The sequence below is a fragment of the Kitasatospora sp. NBC_01560 genome (genome assembly GCF_045208415.1).
Taxonomy (GTDB): domain Bacteria; phylum Actinomycetota; class Actinomycetes; order Streptomycetales; family Streptomycetaceae; genus Kitasatospora.
The window spans coordinates 9,278,474-9,298,251 of record NZ_CP109364.1 but is presented as its reverse complement, the minus strand read 5'-3'; the positions used below and the strand labels follow the sequence as shown (position 1 = coordinate 9,298,251).

At 75.8% G+C, this 19,778-nt stretch carries 14 protein-coding genes; 7 read left to right on the top strand and 7 right to left on the bottom strand.

The features are described 5' to 3' along the window. Positions 1–515 precede the first annotated feature (515 nt). From OH807_RS39610 to gap, 3 genes are all read left to right on the top strand, one after another. Positions 516–905: a transglycosylase family protein gene (locus tag OH807_RS39610; protein ID WP_406194293.1), complete on the top strand. Its 390-nt coding sequence runs from the start codon at positions 516–518 to the stop codon at positions 903–905. A gap of 230 nt (positions 906–1,135) precedes the next feature. Further along, on the top strand, positions 1,136–2,092 hold the full coding sequence (locus tag OH807_RS39605) for a GlxA family transcriptional regulator (RefSeq protein ID WP_406209823.1): 957 nt from the start codon (positions 1,136–1,138) through the stop codon (positions 2,090–2,092). Positions 2,093–2,348: 256 nt separating this feature from the next. Continuing rightward, complete coding sequence (gap, locus tag OH807_RS39600; protein WP_406209820.1) at positions 2,349–3,347, top strand: type I glyceraldehyde-3-phosphate dehydrogenase; 999 nt, start codon at positions 2,349–2,351, stop codon at positions 3,345–3,347. A gap of 91 nt (positions 3,348–3,438) precedes the next feature. On the opposite strand, the gene OH807_RS39595 is transcribed toward gap, so the two are convergent. After that, a complete protein-coding gene (locus OH807_RS39595) occupies positions 3,439–7,449 on the bottom strand; it encodes a helix-turn-helix domain-containing protein (protein ID WP_406209817.1) in 4,011 nt (1,336 codons plus the stop codon). Positions 7,450–7,768: 319 nt separating this feature from the next. Here OH807_RS39595 and OH807_RS39590 point away from each other — a divergent pair, with 319 nt between their 5' ends. The 3 genes from OH807_RS39590 (at position 7,769) to OH807_RS39580 (ending at position 10,302) form a co-directional block, all read left to right on the top strand. Continuing rightward, on the top strand, positions 7,769–8,626 hold the full coding sequence (locus OH807_RS39590; RefSeq protein ID WP_406209814.1) for a glycoside hydrolase family 25 protein: 858 nt from the start codon (positions 7,769–7,771) through the stop codon (positions 8,624–8,626). 109 nt (positions 8,627–8,735) lie between these two features. Next, positions 8,736–9,407, top strand: coding sequence for a hypothetical protein (locus tag OH807_RS39585; protein ID WP_406209811.1), 672 nt, complete (start codon positions 8,736–8,738; stop codon positions 9,405–9,407). A 142-nt stretch (positions 9,408–9,549) separates the two neighbouring features. After that, on the top strand, positions 9,550–10,302 hold the full coding sequence (locus tag OH807_RS39580) for a DUF6193 family natural product biosynthesis protein (protein ID WP_406209808.1): 753 nt from the start codon (positions 9,550–9,552) through the stop codon (positions 10,300–10,302). Positions 10,303–10,467: 165 nt separating this feature from the next. Here OH807_RS39580 and OH807_RS39575 read toward each other — a convergent pair whose 3' ends face one another. The 4 genes from OH807_RS39575 to OH807_RS39560 all read right to left on the bottom strand — a co-directional run bounded on the left by OH807_RS39575 (position 10,468) and on the right by OH807_RS39560 (position 15,261). Next, positions 10,468–11,814 carry an esterase-like activity of phytase family protein gene (locus OH807_RS39575; RefSeq protein WP_406209806.1) on the bottom strand — a complete coding sequence of 449 codons (1,347 nt, stop codon included), beginning with the start codon at positions 11,812–11,814 and terminating at the stop codon, positions 10,468–10,470. 372 nt (positions 11,815–12,186) lie between these two features. Beyond that, positions 12,187–13,395 carry a pyridoxal-phosphate dependent enzyme gene (locus tag OH807_RS39570; protein ID WP_406209804.1) on the bottom strand — a complete coding sequence of 403 codons (1,209 nt, stop codon included), beginning with the start codon at positions 13,393–13,395 and terminating at the stop codon, positions 12,187–12,189. Positions 13,396–13,535: 140 nt separating this feature from the next. Then, positions 13,536–14,615, bottom strand: a complete 1,080-nt coding sequence (locus OH807_RS39565; RefSeq protein ID WP_406209801.1) for a tyrosinase family protein — start codon at positions 14,613–14,615, stop codon at positions 13,536–13,538. After that, positions 14,602–15,261: a hypothetical protein gene (locus tag OH807_RS39560; RefSeq protein ID WP_406209798.1), complete on the bottom strand. Its 660-nt coding sequence runs from the start codon at positions 15,259–15,261 to the stop codon at positions 14,602–14,604. The genes OH807_RS39565 and OH807_RS39560 overlap by 14 nt, the downstream gene beginning before the upstream one ends. A 273-nt stretch (positions 15,262–15,534) precedes the next feature. Here OH807_RS39560 and OH807_RS39555 point away from each other — a divergent pair, with 273 nt between their 5' ends. Further along, positions 15,535–16,587 carry a TIGR03617 family F420-dependent LLM class oxidoreductase gene (locus OH807_RS39555; protein ID WP_406209795.1) on the top strand — a complete coding sequence of 351 codons (1,053 nt, stop codon included), beginning with the start codon at positions 15,535–15,537 and terminating at the stop codon, positions 16,585–16,587. 61 nt (positions 16,588–16,648) lie between these two features. Here OH807_RS39555 and OH807_RS39550 read toward each other — a convergent pair whose 3' ends face one another. Beyond that, the gene (locus OH807_RS39550; RefSeq protein WP_406209792.1) at positions 16,649–17,377 is read right to left on the bottom strand and encodes a hypothetical protein; all 729 of its coding nucleotides are present in this window, start codon (positions 17,375–17,377) and stop codon (positions 16,649–16,651) included. A gap of 15 nt (positions 17,378–17,392) precedes the next feature. Continuing rightward, positions 17,393–19,696 carry a bifunctional lysylphosphatidylglycerol flippase/synthetase MprF gene (locus OH807_RS39545; RefSeq protein WP_406209789.1) on the bottom strand — a complete coding sequence of 768 codons (2,304 nt, stop codon included), beginning with the start codon at positions 19,694–19,696 and terminating at the stop codon, positions 17,393–17,395. Between the last annotated feature and the right edge of the window lie 82 nt (positions 19,697–19,778).

The window sequence follows — 19,778 nt, the reverse complement described above, 5'->3', positions numbered from 1 at the left end:
CGGGCGGTGGGCGAGGCCGCCGGAGCCGGGCGCGTCCCTGTACCGGGCTCCCGTTCGGTGACGGAGAGTGCGGGGCCGGCGGGCAGCGGGTGAGGGCTGTGGTGCGGGCCACCCGCACCCCCACCCCGACACCCCACCACCGGCACCCCCCGCCAACGCCCCGTCACCCACCGTCGACGATGTGCCCGGCCTCACACCACTTTCCCTGTGGCCCGGACCACTTCCCCCACCCCAACGACCAAGAAAATAGGCGAAAAACGGGCCAAAACAACCCAAAAGCTTGATCCATACCTCAGGTAACAGCCCCCTGACATGCCCAAACCTACGAATCCTTGAAACCCCCACCCCGACCCCCGTAACTTCGAACCCGTTGCACCGAGCAAGCCGCACACCAGGGCCCCACCGCCCCGGGAACGCGAACGGTGCCCCACCCCGCGAGCGACACCCCCGCAGAAACCGAGGCCCACCCCAGGGCCTGGTTCCGCACGCCCGCACCCCCCGCCGAAAGGACCCGCATGACCCTCCGTAACGAGACCACCGCCACCGCCACCACCGCCAAGCGCCGCAACCGCGTCCGCACCGCACTGATGGCCGGGGCGCTCGTCGCCCTCCCCGTGGCCGGACTCGTCACGGCCAACGCCGCCTCCGCAGCCCCCGCCGGCGTCTGGGACAAGGTCGCCGCCTGCGAAGCCACCGGCAACTGGGCCATCAACTCCGGCAACGGCTTCTACGGCGGCCTCCAGTTCACCTCCAGCACCTGGGCCGCCTTCGGCGGCACCGCCTACGCCCCCCAGGCCCACCAGGCCACCAAGGCCCAGCAGATCACCATCGGCGAAAAGGTCCTCGCCGCCCAGGGCCCCGGCGCCTGGCCCGTCTGCTCCGTCAAGGCCGGCCTCACCAAGTAACACCCCGCACCACGACCACGCCGCTGCACCGCCCGGAAACCCCGGACCGGTCCAGCGGCGTCGTGGCATTCCAGGAACAACCGCCAACCACCCCACCGCCCGTCCGGGTACGTGCCCCGTCGGGTCGCGTGGCGTGTGCGGCCCGCGCGGTGGCAGGATCCTTGCGACAGGGGGCTTCCGCGTCACGGACGTCCGGAGGCCCGCCCCGCCGCGGGAGTGGAAGAGGTCCGATGGCTCGCAGGAACCACCGCGTCGCCGTGCTCGTGCTGGAGGGCGCGAAGCCGCTGGACGTGGGCATCCCCGCGCAGGTGTTCTCCAGCCGGCCGAGCATGCCGTACGAGGTGCGGGTCTGCGGCGCGGCGCCCGGGCTGGTGACCGGGGGCGACGGCCTCGCCTACCACGTGGCCGACGGCCTCGACGCGCTGGAACAGGCCGACACCGTGTTCGTCCCCGGCTACCGGGATCCGGCGACCACGGAGCCGCCGGCCGCGGTGGTCGCGGCGCTGGTGGCCGCCCACCACCGGGGCGCACGGCTGGCCGCCATCTCGACGGGGGCCTTCGCCCTGGCGGCGACCGGCCTGCTCGACGGCCGGAAGGCGACGACCCACTGGCATTACACGAAGGCCCTCGCCGAGCAGCACCCGCTCGTCTCCGTGGACGAGAACGTGCTGTTCGTGGACGAAGGGGACGTGCTCACCTCGGCGGGCGCGGCCTCCGGCATCGATCTCTGCCTGCACCTGGTGCGGCGCGACCACGGGGTCGGGCTCTCCAACCACGTGGCGCGCCGGCTGGTGGCCGCGCCCTACCGCAGCGGCGGCCAGGCGCAGTACGTGCCGCGGAGTGTGCCCGAGCCGCTCGGCGACCTCTTCGCGAGCACCCGTGAATGGGCCCTGGCGCACCTGGCCGAACCGCTGACCCTCGAAGCGCTGGCCCGCATCGCGCGGGTCTCGGCGCGCACCTTCTCCCGGCGGTTCGTGGAGGACACCGGCTACACGCCGATGCAGTGGGTGCTGCGGGCCCGGGTGGACCTCGCGCGCGAGCTGCTGGAGCGGACGGACCTGGGGGTGGAGCAGATCGCCGACCGGGTGGGGCTCGGCACCGGCGCCAACCTTCGGCTGCACTTCCAGCGTGTGCTGGGCACCTCGCCCACGGAGTACCGGCACACCTTCTCGGCGCCTGTCCCATGATTCCGCCGCAGGCCGGGGGCGGGGCGCAGCAACGGCCGGGGCCCACGGGGCAACGGCAGCGGCGGTGACAGGACCAGCGGCAGGGGCGGTGACAGGGCCGGCGGCAAGGGCAGCGTCAGGGCCGGTGGCGAGATCCTTGCGGTCGGTGGCAAGGGACGTGGCGGGATCCTTGCGTACCCTGTCGATCCAGCCCCTGTCCGGCCGCCGTCCGGGCGCGGACCATGGAGAACGCACCGAACGAACTAGGGAGCCCTCCATGACTCGCATCGCCATCAACGGTTTCGGCCGCATCGGACGCAACAGCCTGCGCGCCCTGCTGGAGCGCGGCAGTGACCTGGAGGTCGTCGCCATCAACGACCTCAGCGCCCCCGAGTCGCTCGCGCACCTGCTGAAGTTCGACAGCGCGCTCGGCCGCCTGAAGCGCTCGGTCACGGTCGACGGCAGCGACCTGGTGATCGACGGCCGCCGCATCACGGTGCTCGCCGAGCGTGACCCGGCCGCCCTGCCGTGGGCCGAGCTCGGTGTCGAGCTGGTGCTGGAGTCGACCGGCCGGTTCACCTCGGCGGAGGCCGCCCGGGCGCACATCACCGCCGGTGCCCGCCGCGTCCTGGTCAGCGCCCCCTCCGACGGTGCCGACATCACGCTCGCCTACGGGGTCAACTCCGACCTCTACGACCCGGCCGAGCACGTCATCGTGTCGAACGCCTCCTGCACCACCAACGCGCTCGCCCCGCTGGCGTCCGTGCTGGACGAGCTGGCCGGCATCGAGCACGGCTTCATGACCACGGTGCACGCCTACACCCAGGAGCAGAACCTCCAGGACGGCCCGCACCGCGACCTGCGCCGCGCCCGCGCCGCCGGGGTGAACATCGTGCCCACCACGACCGGCGCCGCCAAGGCCATCGGTCTGGTCCTGCCGAACCTCGACGGCAAGCTGTCCGGCGACTCCATCCGCGTGCCCGTCCCGGTGGGCTCGATCGTGGAGCTGAACACCACGGTCTCCCGCGAGGTCACCCTCGAACAGATCCTCGACGCCTACCGCACCGCGGCCGACGGCGCGCTCAAGGGCGTCCTCGACTACGCCGACGAGCCCCTCGTCTCCGGCGACATCACCGGCGAGCCGGCCTCGGCGATCTTCGACGCCGCGCTCACCCGGGTCGACGGCAAGCACGTCAAGGTCGTGGCCTGGTACGACAACGAGTGGGGCTTCTCCAACCGCGTCATCGACACGCTGGAGCTCCTCGCGCGCGCCTGACCGGCAGGCCCGTCCCGCCCGGCCTCCGTCCCGCCCGGCCCCGACCCATGGGCCCCGGCGGGACTTCGGCCTTCTGGCACCGGACCGGCCGTCAGGAGCAGCCGGTGCGGTAGGGGGCGCCGGGGGCCAGCCGGAGCCAGTCGCGTTCCGGCACGGGCGGGCGCAGGACGGCGCAGGCCTCGCGGGCGACGGCGGCCGGATCGAGGCTCCGGAGCGGCGCCGAGCCGTCGTCACCGCCGGCCAGCACGCGGCCGTCGGGGAGGAACGCGAGCCCGTTGAGCGGCTGCCCCGGCCCGGTGAGGACGGAGGTCGGCGACGCCGCCGTGAGGTCCCACCGGCGCAGCAGGCCCTGGCGGCCGACGTCCGCGACGGTCCTGCCGTCCGGGGCGAACGCCAGGGCGTGGACGGTGTCCGGGCCCACCGTGCGGAGGCCGCCCGCCGGATCGGCGGCCGCGCCGTCGTCACCGCCCGGCGGCGCGCCGGTGGCGGCGTCCCAGACGAGGACGAGACGGTCGTTGCCGGCCGTGGCCAGGAGCCGGCCGTCCGGGCTGACGGCCAGGTGGCGGATGTGGTCCTTGTGCAGCATGGTGCTCGGCCGGGCGACGGCCGCCGCGTCGCCGGCCGTGAGGAGCCAGACCGCCTGCGAGTCGCACGCGAAGGCCAGCTCGGCGCCGTCGCCGAGGAACGCCACCGCGTACACCGGGCCCACCGCACTGTGCGGGCGGGCCCGCAGCGCTGAGCCGTCCGGGGGGCCGGTGAGCAGCTGCCCGTTCGCCGTCCCCACCGCCAGCACCGCGCCGTCGGGGCTCAGCGCGATCGACGTGGGCTCGGCGCCCACCTCGACGGTGGCCGACCGGACGCCGTCCCCGGCGCGGGCCAGAGTGACCGTGCCGCCCGCGAAGGCGGCGGCCAGGGTCCGGCCGGCCCGGTCGAAGGCCAGTGCGGTGACGGTCCGCCCGTTCGGCGCGGAGACCGCCACCGGACGCGGCGCGGCGCCGCCGACGTCCCAGAGCGCGATCCGGCCGTCGGCCGTGCCCACCGCGGCCCGGGCCCCGGCCGCGGCGACCGCCGTCACGCGCGGACGGTCCGGACCGGGCGCGAGGTCGGTGCCGCGGCGCAGGTCCCAGATCAGGATGCTGCCGGGCGGGGAGCTGATGCCGGCCGAGGTGACGACCGTCCGGTTGTCCCCGCCGACGGCGACGCCGAGGACGAAGGTGGGGTGGCCGCGCAACTCCGCGGTGACCCGGCGGGTGGGCAGGTCCCAGACCCGGGTGCTCTGGTCCGCACCCGCCGACAGCAGCGACGCCCCGTCCGGGGTCAGGGCCAGCGCGTTGACGGAGCCGAGGTGGGCGGGCGCCAGGTCGGTCACCGACCAGTCCCGGTGCGTGGCCCCCTCGGGGGACAGGTCTGCGGACGGGTCGCGGACGGACGGGTCGGCGGACGGGTCCAGCGGGGCGGCGCCGGGTTCCGCCGGGCCGGTGACCGGTGGGCGGAAGAGCCGGATGCCGCCCTCTTCACCACCGACCGCGAGCAGCCGGCCGTCCGCCGCGAAGGCCAGCGACCGCGGATCCGGCGCCCGGCCGGTGAACACCGCGGGCGCCTCGCGACCGTCCCCGACCGGCGGCGCGTCGAGGTCCCGCACCAGGACGGTGCCCTCGGTCGACGCCGAGGCGAGCAGGTGGCCGGGGCCGAACCCGAGGCCCTGGACGATGCCGGTGTGGCCGGTCAGCGTCCGCACCGGCGGGGCCGCGCCGGCGTCCGTGCGCCAGACCCAGACCCGGCCCGGCAGGTCGCTGTCACTGCTGCCCGCGGCGAGCAGGGCGCCGTCCCGGCTGAAGGCCAGCCGCTTGGCGACCGAAGTCCTCTCGGTGGTGCTGCGCGGCATCACCGGGGACGGCAGCTCCTGCCGGTCGGCGACCCGCCAGAGCACGATCCGCCGGCTCGGCTCCTTCGTGATCGCGGCGGCGAGCAGCGAGCCGTCCGGGCTGAACTTCACGTCCTGCACCGGCCGGCCGAGGTCGCGGCCCTGCAACTCGGCCACCAGGGCGGTGGTCCGCACGTCCCAGAGGGCCACCTGGCCGCGGGAGTCCCCGGTGGCCACCAGCCGTCCGTCGGGGCTGAGCGCGAGCGCGTTGACGCCCCAGGCGAAACCCGGGATCCGGCCCGTCAGGTACTGCGCCTGGGTGCTCAGCACCGCGTCGTCGGCCGCCTGCCGCAGCTCGGGGACGCCGGCCCCGGCCACCCGGCGCGCCTCGACCGACGCCAGCATCGCCGCGTACGGGTCCCGGGCCGCGTCGCGCTGCGCCTCGGAGAGCAGCACGCGGGCGAGGTTGGCGCGGTTGGCCGTGGTGGCGCGGTCCCACTGCTGCCAGGCCGCCCCGGCCGCGAGCAGGGCCGACACCAGCAGCAGCGCCAGCCCGGCCACCAGCCGGCGCAGCGTCCGGGCCCGGCGGCGCTCGGCCGTGCGCTCGTGCTCCGCCCGCGCCTGCGCGGCGGCCAGGAACTCCCCCTCGACGCGGGTGAGCAGCTCCTCGCCGGCGGGCTCCGCCGCCCACTCCCGGGCCAGCTCCAGCCGGCTCCCCCGGTACAGCAGCGCCGCCTCCCGGCCTGCCGCGGCCCAGTGCTCCGCGTCCTGGGCGAGCTGCTGGTGCAGGCGCAGACCGGCCCGGCCCTCCTCGACCCAGTCGCGCAGGCGCGGCCAGGCGCGCAGCAGTGCCTCGTGGGAGAGTGCGACACCGCTCTCGTCGACGGTGAGCAGGCGATCGGCGGCGAAGGACGTCAGTACGTGGTCCAGCACGCCGTCACCCGGCGGGCGGGGAGCCGGGCTCCGGTCCCCCGACGGACGGCCGGCCTCCGGACCGCAGCCACCCGGAGCGTGCGCCACCGGACCACCTGCCACCGAACCGCACGACTCGGAAGCACCCGCCGCCGCCCGGGGCCCGGTGCCGGTCAGGGCCGTCCGCTCCACCCGGCGGCGCGAGACCCGCCCGTCCGGCCCGAGGTGGACCAGCCGGAGCAGCACCCGCCGGGCGGTGGCCCGCGCCTCCTCGCCGTCCAGCCGGGCCCAGGCGCGCTCGGCCGTCGCCGCCACCGACCCGTGCAAGCCGCCGATGGCCCGGTAGCCGGCCAGCGTCAGCGAGCGGCCGGAGCGCTGCTGCCAGACCGCGCGCAGGGTGTGGGCGAGTAGTGGCAGCGCGCCCGGGTCGTAGGCCCCGGAGGCGCCGGCCGCGTCCAGCCCGAGGTCGGTGGAGAGCAGCTCCGGCAGGCCGGGTTCGAGTTCCAGCCGGGCGGTGCGGGCCGGCCCGGTGATCGCCTCGGCCACCTCGGCCGCGCTCATCGGGCCGAGCGCCAACTGGCCGCGCCGGACCGCCCGCAGCAGGCCGTCGTGCGCCAGGCAGTGCCCGTAGAGGTCCGCGCGGACGCCCAGCACCACCAGCCGGCCGCCCTCGGGGCCGGCCTCCCGGCAGAGCGCGTCCAGGAAGGCCCGGCGCTCCTCCCGGTCGGCGCAGAGGGTGAACAGTTCCTCGGCCTGGTCGACGATCCAGACGGCGTCCGGGCCCTCGGCGAGGCCGGCGAGCCGGTCCAGCGGGCGCCCGGTCGGGGTGAGGACGGCCGCCGTCGCGGGGCCGAGGCCGGCCAGACCGCCGCGCCGCAGGGCGGGCACCAGGCCGGCGCGCAGCAGGGAGGACTTGCCGGCGCCGGACGGTCCGACGACCAGCACCGGCCCACCGCGGTCCGTCAGCCGCTCGGCGAGCAGGCCGAGCAGGGCGGCGCGGGCCCGGTCGCGGCCGTGGAACCAGCGCTCGTCCTCGGCCCGGAACGAGGCGAGCCCGGGATAGGGGCACTGCCCGCGCGTCGCCAGCTCGACCAGCGAGCCGCCGGCCCGAAGAGCGCGGTCACAGGCCCGGGCGAAGTCGGCGGTGGCGGGCTTGTCGCCGTTCTCCACCTTGCTGATGTGGCTCTTGTCGTAGTGCACCCGGCCGGCCAGGTCCGCCTGGGACAGCCCGGCCCCGCGGCGCAGCGTTCGCAGCACCGGACCGAATCCCGCCGCGTCGGCCTCCCGGGCCGGCCCCGACCGCGCCGGGTCGCTCTCCGTACTCACCGTGGGCCCCCGTTCCGTTCGCTCCCGATCGGTCAACGAGCCTGCGCGGAGCGGGTCACGCCGTGTCGGACTTTCCCCCCGGAGGAGTGGTCGTACCAGGTCAGCGGGGTTGTCGGGATGTCCCGACCGGACGACAACAGGCAACAGGTGCATCCGGCCCGGCCGCCGGGCCAAGCTCTCACCAGGCAGCGGACCACCGCCCGGCGCACCGCCCGCCCCGACGCTCCGTCACCACGACGGGCACCGCGGCGGGCACCACCGCCGGGCACCACCGCCGACCCCCGGCAGACCTGTGAACCACCGCAGAGGAGAACCCGACGTGAAGCTCCGACCTCGCACGGCGGCCCGCACCGCCGGCCCGGCCCCCTCGGCCCCCTCGGCCGCCCGTACGGCCCGCGGTTCGTCCGGCAGTGCCGTCCGCCAGGCGCTCGGGGTGACCGCCCTCGCGGCCGGCGTAGTCGCCGCCCTGGGCCTGGCCGCCCTCGGGCCGGTCACCCCCGCCGGAGCCGCCGGGACCGGCCCGGACTCCTACACCGTGCGCGGGATCGACAGCTACCACGGCGACCACGGGCCGCAGGAGGACCAGGCCTTCGACTGGCCGGCCATCAGCCGCAGCGGGCAGTCCTTCGCGATGCTCAAGGCCACCCAGGGGACCGGCTTCACCGACGGCTGGTTCGCCCGGGACCTCGCCGGCGCGCGTTCGGTGGACCTCATCCGCACCGGCTACCACTACTTCACGGCCGACCAGGACGGCACCGCCCAGGCGGACCACTTCCTCGCCGTGCTCCGCCACGAGGGCTTCACCGGCACCGGGCCGGGCGAGCTCCCTCCCGTCCTGGACCTCGAACAGTGCGAGAACGCCGGCCACCGGCTCCGGCTCGACCAGGTGCAGGCCTTCCTGCAGCGGGTCCGGACGGTCACCGGCACCGATGCCGTCGTCTACACCCGCCGGGGCTTCGTGGACGACTGCCTCGGCGGGACGAAGGAGCTGAGCGGCCGTCCGGTCTGGCTCGCCCGCTACGGCAGCACTCCGCCCCAGCCGCTGCCCGGCGGCGGCGGCTGGGACTTCTGGCAGTACACCGACCGCGCGTCGGTGCCGGGCACCTCCGGCAAGGTCGACGCCAGCGTCTTCCACGCCGACCGGGCCGCCCTGCGCCGCCTCGCCCACCTGGGCTGACCCGGCCCGCAACCCCCGGCCCGATCCGTCCTCACCGCGCACCCGTCCACACCGTTTCACCCCGTTTCAGCCCGTTCCACCCCGTCGCATGCCACAGGAGGCAGCACCCATGAAGCACATCCGCCGATCGACCGTCACCGCCCTCGCGACCGCCGTGCTCGGCGCACTCGTCCTCACCGGACCGGCCGCGGCCCTGCCGGCCGGCGCCGGGCCCGCCCTCGCGGCCACCGACCCGGTCGCCGGCCCGGTGACCGACGCCGCGGCGGACGCGGCCGCCCTCGCCGACGCCGAGGTGGTCGGCGGCGAGGCCGCCGAGGCCGGCTCGGACACCGATCTGCGTGCCTCGGCCCCGAGGATCACCCGGGCCGAGGAGATCCGGCGGGCCAAGGTCTGGCTCACCGACAACGGCGGCAAGGGCGTGCCCTACAGCCAGAAGAAGACCTGGAAGGACGGCTACCGTCAGGACTGCTCCGGCTACGCCTCGATGGCCCTCAAGCTCCCCAAGTCGGGCCCCAACACCGTCTCGTTGAAGAACGACGGCTGGACGAAGCCCATCGCGATGTCCGAGCTGCGCCAGGGCGACCTCGTCATCAAGGCCAACAGCAGCGACCCCAACCACCGGCACGTCGTCATCTTCGACAGCTGGGTGGACGGCAAGCACGGCTCCTACCGCTCCTACGAGCAGGCCGGCAAGGTGGGCACCCGCCACACCACGCACAGCTACGGCCTGAAGTCCGGCGACGGCTACCACGCCTACCGCCCCGTCAACCTGGCCGACTGACACCCCCCGCACCCCCGCGCGGCCACACCTCCCCGCGCCCGACGCACCCCCGCGGCGACCGGTCCCCCGGCCCGCGGGGGTGCGGTCGCGACAACGCCGATTCACCCCGCACGGACGGTCCGGCACCCGGCAGACTGGGGCGATGACCTCCTCCACCGCCGGCCCGGCCCCCGAAACCGCCGCCGAACCGCCGAACTGGCCCGGGACCGACCCCGGCCACCGCGACGGAAACCCGGCCACCCTGACGGACCTCGTCCTCCGCACGGCCGCGGAGCTGGGCCTCCCGCTCCCCGCTCCGGAGGCTGACAGCTGGGAGCGGACGGCCGAGTTCCGCACCGCCGACGGCCGCCGGGCCGTCGTGCGCGTCTTCCGTGACGACCACTGCTACCTGGTCCAGTGCCGTGGAACGGAGGCCTGGCTCGCGTACGGGAGGACCACCGACCCGGCCGCCGCCACCCGGGCCGCGGCCGCCTGGGCGGGCGGCGCGGACCTCCGGCGGACGCAGGAGGAAGCCCCCTTCCTCGACATCCAGGCGTGGGCCTTCGCCCACGAGCGCGAGCCGCTCGACGCGGTCGAGCTGGCCTGGCGGCAGCGGCTCGACTCGGTGCGTCAGCCCCCGTGGGACCGCCGCCCGCGCGTCCGCACCCTCGTGGAGGCCGCGTTCGACCAGCCGGCCCTGCGCCGGCTGACGCCCGTCACCAGCCACTACATCCTCTGGTTCTCCAGCAGCCCGTCCCTCCCGTACGCGCGGGTCGGGTGCTCGATCGACCCGCACCACAACGGGAAGTACGGCGTACGGGACCGCGGGGAGATCGTCGCGCGCACCGACACCGCCGAGGAGGCCGTCGCCCTCGCCGTCGCCGCCCTGCCGCCGCACCTGCGCTCCGCGGACTGACGCCCACGCGCCGGGGCCACGCAGACCGGACAGCCGACGCCAGGCCCTGACCATGGACTTCACCGGCGCCGCTTCCCCGACCGGGGGGCACGGGCCCACCGGCGAGCCCCGCCACCGTGGGCCCCGGCCCTCGGAAACCGCCTGCCCCTCGACGGGGCCCGCGGGTCAGTGCGGGAAGGGGAACGCCCTGGCGTACGAGGCCCAGCGGGCAGCGTCGCGCCCGTCGTTGCGGCCGCTGCCGTCGAGGTCCCCCGCCGGGCCGGACCGCAGCAGGCGGCGCAGGTCGGCCGGGCCGACGGTGCCGTCCCGGTCGAGGTCCGGGGTGTGCTCGGCGAGCAGCCCGGGGCGGACGGCCAGCAGGTGGAAGCGCGTGCCGGGGCTGCCGAAGGTACCGAAGTTGTCGTCCGTCACCAGCACCAGCGAGCGCGAGCCGTCGGCGAGCCTCGGCCCCCAGGTCAGGCCCTCCACGTTGTCGGGCCGCACACCGGTGGTGGCGAAGTCGAAGAGGAGCTTCTTGCGCATCACCCGCTCGCTGCCGTCGAGCCGACGGCGCCCGGCCACGTCGGTGGCACCGACGGTGGTGGTCCAGTAGATCCGGATCCCGAAATCCCGGCCGGTGAAGGCGGTGCGCTCGACGACGAGGTAGTCGGTCTCGTTGACGGCGAGGAGTTCGGAGGCTCCGCTCTGCTGCGCGGGTGCCGGGCCGGTGCCGTCCTCGGCGAGCGGGGACTGCGGGTAGACGAACTCGCCGGTGGTCCGGCCGCCGGCGCGGTCCTGGCGCAGCAGGCGGGAGCGGCTGCCGACGGCAGGGCCGGGGACCGGGCCGTCCTGAGCCAGCGCGTCCTCGGTGAGCGTCACGACGGTGGCGCCGTCCGGGGAGAGGGTCAGCCCCTCCCAGGCCTGGTTGTCGCGCACGCCGGAGACCACGGCGCCGCCGTCGCCCAGTACCGGGCGGTAGGCGGCGGGGACGGGCAGCTCACCGCGGTGGGCGCCGTCGGGCCCGGCCGTGCGGACGAACGGCGGCACTCCGGCAGCCGCGACGCCCTCGCTCGCCCACAGGACGGCCCGGCCGCCGGGGGCCCAGCGGATCGCCTCCGGGTCGACCGAGCGGCGCGGGTAGGGCTGCCCGTCGGGCCCGGTCAGGACGGTGGCGGACTCCACGACGGGCCGCCGGGCGGCGAATCCTTGGGCACCGAGCGGCAGACGGAGGGTGAAGAAGCGGGCGGGCGCGAGCTCGGAGCGGTCGTCGCTGAGGGCGACGTACCGGCCGGTGGCTCGGTCGTAGTCGATGCCGGAGAGGCCGCCGAACGGCTGCCCGGCCTCGACGGCACCGCCCGGCACGTCGAGGGTGTCGAGGAGCCGGACGTCCGGGAGTCGGCCGGCACCGCCGCCCTCCCGCGCGGAGGCGGCCGGGGAGCCGGCCGCGGCGGCGCCGCAGGAGGCGGCCAGCACGGCGGCCGCGGCGGCGATCCACCGGCGGCGGGCACGGAACGGACGGGGCAGGCGGGTCATCGGAGCTCCGGGAGGGTACGGCCGGGTCCTCGGGCCGCCCGCCCCGGCGAGCGGGTGGCAGGCGGGTCCGCGGGGCCGGCGTGGCGCGAACGGCCGCCGACGGGGCCGTGCGCCCGTGCCCGGCGGCGGCGCCCGAACGGCGTGACGGCAAATCTAGCCCGTGGTGGCAGGCCCGCCCGTGGCCCACGGTGACGGCCGGATGAAATCCACGCGAACTCGCCACGCCCCCGACACCCTGACAGCACACCCGGTCGGCACTGGCCGGTCCGCACCGGCGGGGCCGCGCCGGGGCCGTCCCCGAACGCCCTGCCCGGCACTCGCGGTTCAGGCGCCCTCCAGTCCTTGCGGCCCTTGCAGTCCTTGCGAGCCCTCTCAGTCCTTGAGGCCTGCGGCCAGCAGCCGGGTGCGGACGGCGTCCCAGGCCGGGTCGACGGGGGCCGGCGGCCGGAGACCGACGCCGCGGTCCTTGAACCCGCTGGACGTGGCGACGCACACCACCGGCCCCTCGATCCGCTCGTCCAGCGCCCGCAGGCCGGCCAGTCCGGCCGCGGCCGACAGCTCCACCCAGAACCCCTGCGAGGCCAGTTCCTCCTGGGCGGCGCGCAGTTGGCGGTCGTCGACCAGCAGCGGCCGGCCACCGCTGCCGCGCAGCGCCAGCACCCCCCGGTAGCTGCTCACCGTGCAGCCGATGCCGTAGGCGTCGGTGGCTCCCGGCTCGACCCGGGCGACCGGCAGGTGCTCGCGGACGGCGGCCGCGAGCGGGCCGCCGGCGGCGGGTTCGCAGCTGAACAGCCGGGGGACGCGGTCGGTCAGGCCGAGGCTCTGCAGTTCGGCGAAGCCCTTGCCGATGCCGAAGAGCAGCTCGCCGTACCCGGTCGGTACGAAGACCGCCGCGGGCACGCCGAGGTCCGCGGCGATCTCGTACGCGACGGTCTTGTAGCCCTCCGGGCCGAAGGAGCTGCCGGTGTGGAACGGGGTGAGGTTGCTGACCGGGAAGAGGCCGAACTCCGCCGCGATGCGCTCGGTCAGCGGCCACCGGTCCGCGGGCGGCACCGGCAGGACCACCGCACCGTACGCGTCGAGGAAGGAGGCCATCGCCGGCGGCGTGTCGGGGGCGCCGAGCACGACGCAGCGCAGCCCGGCACGGGCCGCGTAGGCCGCGGCGGAGGCGCCGTGGTTCCCGGAGGAGGCCACCACCACCCCGGGGGCGCCGACGGCGACCGCGGCGCTGACCGTGCACCGGTTGAGCCGGTCCTTGTGGCTCCAGGTGGGGTTGCGCGTCTCGTCCTTCAGGTGGACGCCGTCGCCGAGCGCGAGCAGCGGCGTGCCGCCCTCGCCGAGTCCGGGTGCGGCCAGCGGCGGCAGTAGCGCCGCCCAGCGGTCGAGCCCGGGGCCGGCGGGCCGCGCGGTGAGGAAGTCGGCCGGCACGCGCGCGTAGTCGTAGTCCACCTCGACCGGGTAGGGGACGGTCCCGGTACTGGTGCGCGGACAGCCGCGGGTCAGCGGGGGGAGCAGCGGGTAGCGGACCAGCGGGTCGCCGAGGGAGCGCTGGCCGGAGGCCAGGGACGGTGCCGTCGTCATGCCGGGATCCTACGAGGCGCCGGCCGGCCGGCGGAAACGCCGATGCTCCTGCCGCGGACACGATCTGACGGACCGTCCTCCGCGGTGGTGGTCCGCCGGCCCGACCGCGGTGGGGGCCGGCCGGCGGGGCCGACGCCGGGTCACGGCCCGCCGGGGGCCTCGTACCGGTAGCCGACGGCGTCGACGGTCCGGGTGTCCAGCATCGCGTCGACCGTCACCGGGCCCTGCCCCGAGAAGTCCGGCAGGAGGGCCTTGACCTCGGGCGCGATCCTGACGTCGTACCCGGGGGCGTCGCCCACCCAGGGCCACATCACGTCGCCCAGCCGGTGGCCGGGCGGCGCCGGATCACCGCTGAAGGGCGACTCCTCGGCCGCCGGCGGGTAGTGGTCGGCGGGCACGGAGCCGGGCACCGCGGCCAGCCGCCCGGCCTGCCAGGCCGCCCAGATCCGGTCGACGTTGGCGTGGTGCAGCCAGAACACCGGGTCGTTCGGGGAGAACGCCTGGGACATGTGACCGCCGATGAAGTTGTGACCCCGGTTGTGGGTGCGGGTGGTGGCCTGCACGCCGAGGTCGGTCAGCACCGGCTGGGCGCCCTGTTCCAGCACGAGCCAGAAGTACCAGAACGGGTGCACCCCGGGCTGCTGCACCAGCAGTTGGGCGAGCTGGTCGACCGACGACCGGGTCGGCGGCCAGCTCACGCCCACGCTGCCGCGGGCCAGCGAGGTGCCGAAGCCCTCGACCAGCAGGGGGTGGACGGGAAAGCCGCCCGCCCCGGCCGGCCACCAGGCGGGCCGTTCGGCCGGTGGCACCTGGCGGCGCAGCACGCTGCCGGTCAACGGCGCCGGCGCCCCGGTGCGCAGCGAGCCCAGGAAGTCGTCGGTGAACAGGGTGCCGGTCGCCCCGACGTGGTCGGCCCAGTTCCAGTACGGCACGGTGACGCCGGGCACCTCGGCCTGCAGGGCCAGCTCGAACTCCCGCAGGTACTTGCGGTGCCAGGCGCAGAAACCGATGTTCCAGTGCCCGTAGTTGACGGTCTCCCCCGCGGGCAGCCCTGGGGCGATCACCGCCATCACGGCGCCGTGCAGGGCCACGAACCGGTCGTAGACGCCCACACCGGCGGGGGCGCCCGGCGCCTGGCGCTGCTTGAGCCTGATCAGGGCCTCCAGGAAGCGGTCGCGTTCCTGCGGGGTGAGGCGGGTCGCGTCCTTACGGATGTCCATGGTCGGCTGCTCCGTGGTCGTGCGCTCCGTGGTCGTGCGGGGCGGGCTGGTCGGGGGTGTGCTCCTGCGGGTGGCCGTCGCCGTGGTCGTGCGCGGCACCGTGGTCGTGCATGGCGCCGTGGTCATGCATCGCCGCACCGTCGTGCATGGCACCGTCGTCGTGCATCGCCGCACCGCCGTGCATGGCACCGTGGTCGTGCTCCAGGTGGCCGGTGGCCGAGACGGGGTACAGGCCGGCCAGGAAGGCACGGTCCGGGTCGTCGGAGAGCAGCCGGCGCAGCAGCGCGCCCAGCGTCTCGCCGGTCCGGGCCCGCAGGACCAGCTCGCTCTGGTACATGCTCGCCGGGCCGAGGCCGATCTGCAGGATGCCGCCGCCCCGGTGCTCGACCACGGTGACCGGCGCCTCCTCGATGCCGATCAGCCCGCAGTGGATCGTGCCTTCCAGCTCGCCGGCGAGGTCGCGCAGGCGCCGGACGGTGCAGCCCTCGAACGGGGTGAGGGTGGTCACCAGGTCCAGGCGCTCGAAGAGCATGCCGGGCCCGGTGACGGTGAGCCGCAGTTCGGTGGCGTCGACGAGCAGGTCCACGAGGGTCTGCCCGCCTTTGAAGAGGACCGCGGAGACCGCGGCCGGTGCAACGGAGGTCATGGGTGTTCCGATCCGGATCGCCGGCCGGCCCGGTTGCGGGCCGGGAGGCGCGACGGCCGTCGGACCGGCCCGCGCGCCCGTCCCATGCGACCACCGGACCGGGCGAGGGGGCGGTCGGCGCGCGCAGCACGCCCTCACCGCACGCCGAACAGCCCATCCCCGCACCCCGGGCCGCCGTGCCGGGCGGCGCCGCCCCGGGGCGTGCGGGCGGGCCGGCCCGCCGTGGGAGGCTGTCGGTCGTACGCGCCCCCGATCCCGCCTGGAGCCCGCCCCATGGACCGTCCGCCGGCCGCCGCCCTGCGACTCGACGCCACCGTCTCCGGGCATCCGGCCGGCGTCCTCGACGCCGCCGAACAGGCCGAACGGCGCGGCATGGACCGCGTGATGGTCCCCGAGACCGCGTACGACCCGTTCCTCCAGCTGGCCCGTGCGGCCGACCGGACCAGCCGCGTCGAACTGGCCACCGGCGTCGCGGTCGCCCTCGCCCGGACGCCGATGACGCTCGCCTACCAGGCCTGGGGCCTGCACGCGGCGTCCGGCGGACGGGCCGTCATCGGGCTCGGCTCGCAGGTCAAGCCGCACATCGAGAAGCGCTTCGGCATGCCGTGGGACCGGCCCGCCGCGCGGATGCACGAGTACGTGCACGCGGTGCGGGCGATCTGGCACAGCTGGCAGAGCGGGGAGCGCCTGCGCTTCCGCGGCGACTTCTACACCCACACCGTCATGACGCCGGTCTTCTCCCCCGACCCCGTCCCCGCCGGCCTGCCGCGGATCCTGCTGGCCGGTGTCGGACCGCGCATGGTACGGACGGCCGGGGCGGTCGCCGACGGATTCATCGGCCACCCCTTCGGCTCCGTCGGCCACCTCACCGCGCAGGTGCTGCCGCTCCTCGCCGAGGAGCGGGCCCGCGCCGAGGCCGGACAGGCCGCCTGGACCGCCCGGCCGTTCGAGATCGTCGGCCAGGTGCTGACCGCGACCGGCCGCACCGAGGAGGAGCTGCGGGCCAACCGGGCCGCCCTGCGCGAGCGCCTCGCGTTCTACGCCTCCACCCCCGCCTACCTGCCCGTCCTCGCCCACCACGGCTGGGAGGGCCTCCACGAGGAGCTGCACCGGCTGTCGTTGCGCGGGCGCTGGGCGGAGATGGCCGCGCTGATCGACGACGAGGTCTTCGACACCTTCGCGGTCAGCGGTGGCGTCGAGGAGGTCGCCCGGACGATCCACGGCCGTTTCCGCGGGCTGGTCACCCGGGTCTCCGTCAGCCAGCCCGACGACGCGGCGCCCGCCCTGGCCCTGGACGTGCTCGAAGCCGTCCGCGCCCTCGGCTGATCCACCTGGCCGGCCGGATCCACCCGGCGGGCCGATCCGCCCGGCCCCGGTGGCAGCGTGCTCAGTTGCGGGGCGTGCCGCCGACGAAGTCCTTCAGGGCGTCGATCCGGGTCCGGCGGTCGGGCGGGTAGCGGCGCAGGGCGCGCTCGGCCCGGCGGGAGCCCGGCGGGTAACGCCAACGGGCCCACGGGGAGTCCGGTTTGGCCAGCCGGATGAAGGCGACCAGCCCGACCAGCGGCACCAGCAGGCCGATCACGCCGAGCGCCGTCTTGCCCTTGAGAATGGCACCCACGCAGAACGCCAGGTTGACCAGCATCACGCCCGCGAAGACGAGGTGGTTGACGGCGCCCGGGCCGACGTCCGAGAAGGGGTTGAACCCGGCGACCAGCAGCAGGCCGACCGCCACCGCCAGGAACGCCGCGTCGACCGACTTGCGGCCCTCGCGCGCCCAGTAGACGTCCTCCAGGTGCAGCCAGAGCGCGAACTCGTCGAGCGTCAGCGCCGCTCCCGCACCGAACAGCACGGCCAGGATCTGCACGCCCGGGCTGCCCGGGCGGTAGGAGAACTCGATCGCCCCCGCCACCAGCATCGCCATGATCCCGTACACCTGGTGGTGCACGTGGGTGCCGCCGACGGACATGTCGCGGAACGGCCCGCGGCCCGCCCGGATCAGCCGGGTGACCGCGCGGGTGCCGCCGAAGGTGAGGACGAAGGCCCCGAGCATCCACAGCCCGACGCCGTGGTTCGGCGCGGTGATGACGATCTCGATCTCGACTGCGTCGTGGCGCACGGTCGCCCCGTTCGGTCAGGCGGCGTGTTGCGGCACCTTGAACAGGTCCCGCACGGTGGCCGAGGGCATGTAGCAGCGGAGCAGCGAGAGGCCGATCCGGGGCAGGTCCGCCTCGTCGCGGTAGAGCAGGTACATGGGCTCGTAGTGCGGCTGGAACTTCGCCTTGAAGGCGTGCAGCGAGCGGAACCCGTAGTACGGCTCCATGGCCGCGCCGAGCTGGTCGAGGATCCGGTCCAGCACGGTGGGCGCCCCGGGCGGGCCGGTGCGGGCCAGCGGTGCGCCGGAGAGCGAGAGGAACCGCGCACCGTCCTCCCGCAGGGCCAGACAGCTGGAGGCGATCATGAACTCGACCACCGGCCGGAACCCGTCCCGGCGCCGGCGCATCATGTCCAGCGTCCAGCCGTGCGGCACCCCGTCCTCCCCGTACACCGGCATCCAGGACGTCACGCCCTGGAGGCGGTGCTCACCGTCCGTCGCCAGGCCGACCCGCATCCGCGGGTCGAGCGCCTCGTCGACGCCGCCGAGGGTGAAGCCCATCTCCGGCAGGCCCATGTCGCCGACCCACTCCTCGGAGATGCCCCGGACCTGTGAGACCACCTGACGGGGCTGTTCCGCGAGGGCGACGAGGCGGTACTCGACGCCGTCCTTCTTCGCCCGGTTCAGCGCCGTCCGCACGTCCTGCCACGCCTTGCCGCGGAACTCCAGGTCCGGCAGCTCGATCACGGTGTCCTCGGCCACCTGGACGGACCGCCAGCCCAGCTCGTCGGTCGTCCCGGCGGCCTGGGCGGTGGCCGAGAAGAGGCACGGGACGAGCCCCTGGTGGTCGCACATCCCCGCGAAACGCGTGATCGTCCCGGCCCGGGAGCCCTCGGCACCGACCGGGTCGCCGAGGGCGACCGCCACCCCGGCGTGGACGCGGTAGGCGAGGTAGCTCTCGCCGTCGCCGTCGGGGGCGTCGGGGAAGAAGTAGGAGTTGTCCGGCCAGGTCGTCATCCAGGAGAGGTTCCCGCCGCCGCGGTGCGCCAGCAGGTCCGCCGCCCGCGCCTGCGGATCCGCGGCCGGCGCCCGGGCCTGGGCCCGCGTCGGGTCCCGGTCCGCCGCGGGCGCCGTGCCGGCCGGGGTCGCGGCCGCGACGGGTGGCGCGGCTGCCGCCGGGCCAACAGGGGCAGCAGGGGCCTGGGCAGTGCGGCGGGTGCGGCCCGGCAGCCGGAGCCTGCGCCGCGGCCGGCGCGCCTGGAACGCCTCGCGCCCGGCGAGCAGCACGACGAGTTCGGCCGTCCAGATCACAGCCGTGGGCACGAAGACCGCGGCCCCCGTGACCGTCACCTGCTCGCCGAGCGCCTTGCCGATCACGTACGCCACCCCGACGAACAGCCCCAGCAGCGCGTTGAGCAGGCAGATCGCCACCGTCCAGCGCCAGGCCGCCCGGCTCCCCCGGCGCAGCCCGTTCACCAGCAGGGCGCCCACCACGAGGAAGACGGCGATCTGCCAGCCCGGCCCGCCCAGCCCCTGGGTGTCACCGGCCGGGCTGCGGCTCGGCACCAGCCAGACCACCACCAGGATCGCCGCGAGCAGCACCAGCCCGGCCACCGCCAGCAGCCGCCACTCCCGCCGGCTCAGCCGGCCGGAGGTGTGGGCGGCGCCCGGGACCGGCAGCCAGTGGGTCGCCGCCAGGCCGCCCGCGACCGCGAGCGCGTGTTCCAGATCGTCCAGCCGGCCCACGAAGAGCAGCGACACGGTCACGTAGGCGAGCAGGCCCAGCCGGAGCCGCTGGCGCCAGGGCGAGGGCAGCGTCGCCGAGGCGACCGCGCCCGCGCACAGCACGCCCGCCGAGACGCCGACGTCGATCGCCCGGGCCGTGTCCTGCGCCCACGACCACTCCGTGTGGCGCAGGGCGAACAGCAGCAGGGCCGCCACCAGGACGGCGGCGAGCTGGCCGGCGACCGTCACCGCGGCGGTCCAGCGGCTCCCGAGCCGGGCCTCCGCCAGGCCGACGAGGAGCACGACCCCGATGAGCACCGGCAGGTAGTCGAGCGGCGTGGCACAGAGGAACGGGCCGGTGAGCACCGTCCACCAGCGCCCCGCCTCGAACGAGGGGAGGCCGTACGCGACGTCCGGGTACCAGGACCGGTCGGACAGGGCGTTCCACAACCCGCCGAGCGAGAGCCCGACCAGCAGGACCACCGCGACCGTGCCCGCTGTGAAAGGGAACCGCCGGACCGTCGAGGCCGCCACGGCGGCCGAGGACCGGGTGGCGCGCCACCATCGCGGCGGCGTCGTTGCTTCTCCCGGCACCTCGGGAGCGGTTTCTCCTGGCACCTCGTACCTCCGTACGGTGCGGCCGAGTTCACCCCCACCTTGACCCTTCACCGGGCCCGGAGCCTCCTTGCCCAGCGTAGCC

Bases quoted from the DNA above. Each gene is read 5' to 3' on its own strand.
- gap (WP_406209820.1), top strand. From the start codon at position 2,349: ATGACTCGCATCGCCATCAACGGTTTCGGCCGCATCGGACGCAACAGC.
- OH807_RS39570 (WP_406209804.1), bottom strand. From the start codon at position 13,395: ATGACGACGGCACCGTCCCTGGCCTCCGGCCAGCGCTCCCTCGGCGAC.
- OH807_RS39585 (WP_406209811.1), top strand. From the start codon at position 8,736: ATGAAGCACATCCGCCGATCGACCGTCACCGCCCTCGCGACCGCCGTG.
- OH807_RS39610 (WP_406194293.1), top strand. From the start codon at position 516: ATGACCCTCCGTAACGAGACCACCGCCACCGCCACCACCGCCAAGCGC.
- OH807_RS39605 (WP_406209823.1), top strand. From the start codon at position 1,136: ATGGCTCGCAGGAACCACCGCGTCGCCGTGCTCGTGCTGGAGGGCGCG.
- OH807_RS39580 (WP_406209808.1), top strand. From the start codon at position 9,550: ATGACCTCCTCCACCGCCGGCCCGGCCCCCGAAACCGCCGCCGAACCG.
- OH807_RS39555 (WP_406209795.1), top strand. From the start codon at position 15,535: ATGGACCGTCCGCCGGCCGCCGCCCTGCGACTCGACGCCACCGTCTCC.
- OH807_RS39575 (WP_406209806.1), bottom strand. From the start codon at position 11,814: ATGACCCGCCTGCCCCGTCCGTTCCGTGCCCGCCGCCGGTGGATCGCC.
- OH807_RS39565 (WP_406209801.1), bottom strand. From the start codon at position 14,615: ATGGACATCCGTAAGGACGCGACCCGCCTCACCCCGCAGGAACGCGAC.
- OH807_RS39560 (WP_406209798.1), bottom strand. From the start codon at position 15,261: ATGACCTCCGTTGCACCGGCCGCGGTCTCCGCGGTCCTCTTCAAAGGC.